This window comes from Mycobacterium sp. (assembly GCF_049280035.1).
Classification (GTDB): domain Bacteria; phylum Actinomycetota; class Actinomycetes; order Mycobacteriales; family Mycobacteriaceae; genus Mycobacterium.
The window spans coordinates 1-5,860 of record NZ_JBAPPI010000804.1 but is presented as its reverse complement, the minus strand read 5'-3'; the positions used below and the strand labels follow the sequence as shown (position 1 = coordinate 5,860).

The window sequence follows — 5,860 nt, the reverse complement described above, 5'->3', positions numbered from 1 at the left end:
ATGCGTAAGAACGAACTGATCGCCGCGATCCGGGAAAGCCGCCATGGGCAGGCCAATGGTGCACCTGCCAACGGCGGTGCCAGTGGCGAATCACACAACCACGTGACCGAGACGGCCGACCACACCGAAGCGACCGCCGACGACGCGACCCGCGCTGACTCCAGCGACGGGGGACAGTCCGTCGATCAGGCGCACGAGCAGTTCAGCCGGCCGGAAAAGCCTCACAAAACCAAGACCGAGCAGCCCGCGCGCAACCGCGACCAGCAGGAGTCCAAGTCCGACGAGCGCGAGTCCGACAGGGATTCCGACAAGGGCGGCGATCAACAGGGCCAGGGCGGACAACAGAACCGCGGTGGCTCCAACCAGCAAGACGACGACGGTGACGGGCGCGGCGGCCGCAGAGGACGCCGATTCCGGGAACGCCGGCGTCGTGGTGAACGGCCGGGCGACGGCGGTGACACCGAACTGCGCGAAGACGACGTCGTCCAGCCGGTCGCCGGCATCCTCGACGTCCTGGACAACTACGCGTTCGTGCGCACTTCCGGTTACCTTGCCGGCCCGCACGACGTCTACGTCTCGATGAACATGGTGCGCAAGAACGGCTTACGCCGCGGCGACGCGGTGACCGGCGCGGTGCGAGTGCCCAAGGAAGGCGAACAGCCCAACCAGCGGCAGAAGTTCAACCCGTTGGTGCGCTTGGACACCGTCAACGGCGGTCCGGTCGACGACGTCAAGAAGCGTCCCGATTTCACCAAGTTGACGCCGTTGTACCCCAACGAGCGGCTACGTCTGGAAACCACCCCCGACCGGCTGACCACGCGGGTTATCGATCTGATCATGCCGATCGGCAAGGGCCAGCGCGCACTGATCGTGTCGCCGCCCAAGGCAGGTAAGACGACGATCCTGCAGGACATCGCCAACGCGATCACCAAGAACAACCCGGAATGCCACCTCATGGTCGTGCTCGTCGACGAGCGCCCGGAAGAGGTCACCGACATGACGCGTTCGGTCAAGGGCGAGGTCATCGCCTCGACGTTCGACCGGCCACCGTCAGACCACACCTCGGTGGCTGAGCTGGCCATCGAACGCGCCAAGCGACTCGTCGAGCAGGGCAGAGACGTCGTCGTGCTGCTCGACTCGATCACCCGGCTGGGCCGCGCGTACAACAACGCGTCGCCGGCGTCGGGCCGCATCCTGTCCGGTGGTGTCGACTCCACTGCGCTGTACCCGCCGAAGCGTTTCCTCGGCGCCGCCCGCAACATCGAAGAAGGCGGTTCGCTGACGATCATCGCCACCGCGATGGTGGAAACCGGATCCACCGGTGACACAGTGATCTTCGAGGAGTTCAAGGGCACCGGTAACGCCGAGCTCAAACTCGACCGCAAGATCTCGGAACGTCGGGTGTTCCCCGCCGTCGACGTGAACCCGTCCGGCACCCGCAAGGACGAGCTACTGCTGTCGTCCGACGAGTTCGGCATCGTGCACAAGTTGCGCCGAGTGCTGTCGGGTCTGGATTCGCACCAAGCCATCGACTTGCTGATGTCGCAGCTGCGCAAGACCAAGACCAATTACGAATTCCTGGTCCAGGTGTCCAAGACGACACCGGGTGGGGACAACGACTAGCCGGTTAGCACATCACCGCAGTCGACCAACATCGCCCTTCCCCGTAAGCAGCTGACGCTGCGCCGGTAACGTGCCAGCCTGTCGGCACCGACGGGAAAGTGGTGAGCCGTGGCGGACACTATCCAGCAACTGCTTCGCACCCGCGTCGGTGACTCGTCTCCGGCGGTCAAATACGGCGACCGGGTGTGGAGTTGGCGCGAGCATCTGGCGGACGCTTCGGCTGCGGCTGCTGCATTGATCGGTATCGCCGACCCCAAACGGCCCCTGCACGTCGGTGCGCTGCTGGGCAACACCCCCGAGATGCTGACCGCGATGGCGGCGGCGGCACTGGGCGGATACGTGTTGTGCGGCATCAACGACACCCGTCGTGGCGCGGCATTGGCGAAGGACATCGTGCGTGCCGACTGCCAGATCCTGCTCACCGACCCTGCGCACCGCGCGCTGCTCGACGGCCTGGACTTGCCCGGAGTTCGCGTTGTGGACACCTCCAGCGCTGAGTGGTCTGGTTTGCTGGCCGCGGCCGGGCCGTTAGTCGCGCATCGCGAAGTCGACGCAGGCGACACCTTCATGATGATCTTCACCTCGGGCACCAGCGGTGAGCCGAAGGCGGTCCGGCTTACCCACCTGACCGTGATTTTCGCCGGTTCCGCGCTGATCGAGCGGTTCGAGGTCGACTCATCCGGCGTCTGCTACCTGTCGATGCCGCTGTTTCACTCCAACGCGCTGCTGGCGGGCTGGAGCGTGGCGGTCGGATCAGGTGCGGCGATGGTGCCGGCGACGTTCTCGGCATCCGGTTTGCTGGCTGATCTACGCCGCTACGGTGCGACCTACATGAACTACGTCGGCAAGCCGTTGGCCTACGTGCTTGCCACCCCCGAGCGGCCCGACGATGCGGACAACCCGCTGCTGGTCGCGTTCGGCAACGAGGCCAGCGACCGCGACATCGCGGAGTTCAGCCGCCGGTTCGACTGCAAGGTATGGGACGGCTTCGGCTCCACCGAAGGCGCGATCATCATCACCCGTGAAGATGGCTGCCCGCCGGGCTCATTGGGCCAGGGCTTTCCCGGTGTGAGCATCTATAACCCCGACACGCTCGCCGAATGTGCGGTGGCCCGGTTCGACGATGACGGCGCGCTGATCAACGCCGACGAAGCGATCGGCGAGCTGGTCAACACGTCGGGCGCCGGCCTGTTCGCCGGCTACTACAACGATCAGCAGGCGACCGACGCGCGACTCCGCCACGGGATGTTCTGGTCGGGTGACCTGGCCTACCGGGACGCAGACGGCTGGATCTACTTTGCCGGGCGTAGCGGGGATTGGCTGCGGGTCGACGGCGAAAATATGACGACCGCGCCCATCGAACGCATCCTGCAGCGGCTGCCTGCGGTCAGCCAGGTAGCGGTGTACGCGGTACCTGATGAGCAGGTGGGCGATCAGGTGATGGCGGCGTTGGTGCTGGTCGAGCGCGAAGAGTTGACGCCCGGGGAGTTCGGCGAGTTTCTGGCCGGCCAGTCCGACCTATCACCCAAGGCGTGGCCGCGCCACGTGTGGATCGCCGATGGCCTGCCGTCCACCGCCACCAACAAGATCCTCAAACGCGAGCTGAGCTCCTGGGGCGCCACGCCGGAAGGTGGCCTGCTGTGGACCAGGATCGGGCGCGACGGCACCTACGTGGTGGTCGATCGGTCCGCCACCGCGCCGGCGAACTACGGGAATGCACGCGGCCATGCAGGCGTTTAGGGCGATAGCGGCTGACCTGGCATAATCAGGTGCCGAAGGTAAGGTTCCGGTTCACGTCCAACTAGTTCGGGCGACCCGGCGACCCACGATCGAAGAGGAAATCATGAAATCTGATATCCATCCGGCATACGGCGAGACCACCGTCGTCTGCGGTTGCGGCAACACGTTCCAGACCCGCAGCACTAAAGAAAGCGGCCACATCGTGGTCGAGGTGTGCTCGCAGTGCCACCCGTTCTACACCGGTAAGCAGAAGATTCTGGACAGCGGCGGCCGGGTCGCTCGCTTCGAGCGGCGCTACGGCAAGCGCAAGGCTGCTGCCGACAAAGAGGCTTCGGCCGACAAGTAGCTTGGACCGACGCCCGATCTGCTGCGGAAACCGCACCAGGCCGGGCGTCGTTTCGCGTTCGGGGAAGCGTTTTGGGGAAGGACAAGCATGACGCACGGCGTGCAGGCGATTGACGCGCTGCTGGCCGAACATGCCGACCTCGAGCGCCAGCTGTCCGATCCCGAACTGCACAGCAACGCGGCCAATGCGCGCAGAGTCGGCCGTCGGTTCGCGCAACTGGCGCCGATCGTTGCCACCCACCGCAAGCTGGAGTCGGTCCGGGGAGACTTGGAGACCGCACGTGAACTGGCTGCCGATGACGCGTCGTTCGTCGATGAAGTCGCCGAACTGGAATCACGCGCGGCCGAGCTGGACACTCAGCTCACCGACATGCTGGCACCGCGCGACCCGCACGACGCCGACGACATGGTGCTGGAAGTCAAATCCGGTGAGGGGGGCGAAGAATCGGCTCTCTTTGCCGCAGACCTGGCCAGGATGTACATCCGCTATGCCGAGCGGCACGGCTGGACGGTGACCGTATTGGGCGAAACCACCTCGGATTTGGGTGGTTACAAGGATGCGACGCTCACGATCGCCAGCAAGGGTGACTCGGCCGACGGCGTGTGGTCGCGGATGAAATTCGAGGGCGGAGTACACCGGGTACAGCGAGTCCCGGTCACCGAATCCCAAGGCCGCGTGCATACTTCGGCCGCCGGCGTGCTGGTCTATCCGGAACCCGAGGAAGTCGGCGAAGTGCAGATCGACGAGTCGGACCTGCGCATCGACGTCTACCGGTCGTCCGGCAAGGGCGGTCAGGGCGTCAACACCACCGACTCGGCGGTACGAATTACCCACCTGCCCACCGGAATTGTCGTCACTTGCCAAAACGAACGCTCACAGCTGCAAAACAAGACCCGAGCTATGCAGGTGCTGGCCGCTCGTCTGCAGGCAATGGCCGAGGAGCAGGCGCTGGCCGACGCGTCGGCCGATCGCGCCAGCCAGATCCGCACGGTGGACCGCAGCGAACGCATCCGCACCTACAACTTCCCGGAGAACCGGGTCACCGACCACCGCATCGGTTACAAGGCACACAATCTCGACCAGGTTCTCGACGGCGACCTTGACGCATTGTTCGACGCTCTGAGCGTCGCCGACAGGCAATCCCGGCTGCAGCAGGCATGACGACTCGACTGCGGTGCGCGATCGACTCGGCTACGACGCTGCTCGCAGACGCAGGAATCGACTCCGCGCGCTTCGACGCAGAAGAGTTGGCCGCGCACCTGACGGGCACCAAACGGGGACGGCTGCCGCTAGTCGATTCGCCTGATGACGCGTTCTTCGACCGCTACCACGCCGCGATCGCGGCGCGTTCGCGCCGAGTGCCACTGCAGCACATCACCGGCACGGCCGCCTTCGGGCCGCTGACGCTGTCCGTCGGGCCCGGCGTCTTCATTCCGCGTCCGGAAACCGAGGCCATGTTGGAATGGGCGACCGCGCAGAGTCTTCCAGGGACTCCCGCCCGGCCGGTGATCGTCGACGTCTGCACCGGTTCGGGAGCGCTGGCGCTCGCACTGGCGCAGCACTGGCCGGCAGCGCGGGTACTCGGCATCGATGACTCCGACTCGGCCCTTGACTATGCCCGCAAAAACACGGCAGGCACCGCGATCGAATTAATGTGCGCTGACGCCACCGACCCTGGGTTGCTCACCGAGCTCGACGGGCAAGTCGACCTCCTGGTGGCCAACCCGCCATACGTGCCTGAAGCCGTTGAACTCGAACCTGAAGTCTCTCAATATGATCCGCCTCATGCTGTGTTCGCGGGCTCGGACGGAATGGCGGTGATTCCCGCCATTGTCCGGCTGGCCGGTCGTTGGTTGCGTCGGGGCGGCTTCTTCGCCGTCGAGCACGACGACACCACGTCGCTGCTGACGTCCGAACTAGTCCGCAGCACAGGACTTTTCGATGACGCCGTCGCACGAGCAGATCTGACCGGACGGCCGAGATTCGTCACGGCACGGCGGAGGAGCGGCGCTCGTGACTCGCGCCGTGACGATGCAGAGCGAAGCGATGAGGAGGAGCGGCGCATGACCTCCGCAGAGGAGCGCCAGTCGCGGAAATCGACGCGTGATCTTCGGTTGCCGGGGTCGGTCGCCGAAATCATGGCCAGCCCGC

At 65.4% G+C, this 5,860-nt stretch carries 5 protein-coding genes; all 5 read left to right on the top strand.

Annotated elements, in window-relative coordinates:
• Positions 1 to 1,623, top strand: a 1,623-nt coding sequence (gene rho, locus WAN71_RS25705) for a transcription termination factor Rho (RefSeq protein ID WP_422228026.1), incomplete at its 5' end; no start/stop codon positions are given.
• Between the two features lie 108 nt (positions 1,624 to 1,731).
• Positions 1,732 to 3,363 (top strand): fatty-acid--CoA ligase FadD1, encoded by a 1,632-nt coding sequence (gene fadD1 / locus WAN71_RS25700; RefSeq protein WP_422228025.1) that lies wholly within the window; start codon positions 1,732 to 1,734, stop codon positions 3,361 to 3,363.
• A 103-nt stretch (positions 3,364 to 3,466) separates the two neighbouring features.
• Positions 3,467 to 3,709: a 50S ribosomal protein L31 gene (rpmE, locus tag WAN71_RS25695; RefSeq protein WP_422228024.1), complete on the top strand. Its 243-nt coding sequence runs from the start codon at positions 3,467 to 3,469 to the stop codon at positions 3,707 to 3,709.
• Positions 3,710 to 3,796: 87 nt separating this feature from the next.
• Positions 3,797 to 4,870, top strand: coding sequence for a peptide chain release factor 1 (gene prfA, locus WAN71_RS25690; RefSeq protein ID WP_422228023.1), 1,074 nt, complete (start codon positions 3,797 to 3,799; stop codon positions 4,868 to 4,870).
• A partial coding sequence (gene prmC, locus WAN71_RS25685) for a peptide chain release factor N(5)-glutamine methyltransferase (RefSeq protein ID WP_422228022.1) occupies positions 4,867 to 5,860 on the top strand: 994 nt, incomplete at its 3' end. The genes prfA and prmC, both read left to right, overlap by 4 nt.

Excerpts from the sequence above, each read along its gene's own strand:
- rpmE (WP_422228024.1), top strand. The coding sequence starts at position 3,467 with ATGAAATCTGATATCCATCCGGCATACGGCGAGACCACCGTCGTCTGC.
- prfA (WP_422228023.1), top strand. The coding sequence starts at position 3,797 with ATGACGCACGGCGTGCAGGCGATTGACGCGCTGCTGGCCGAACATGCC.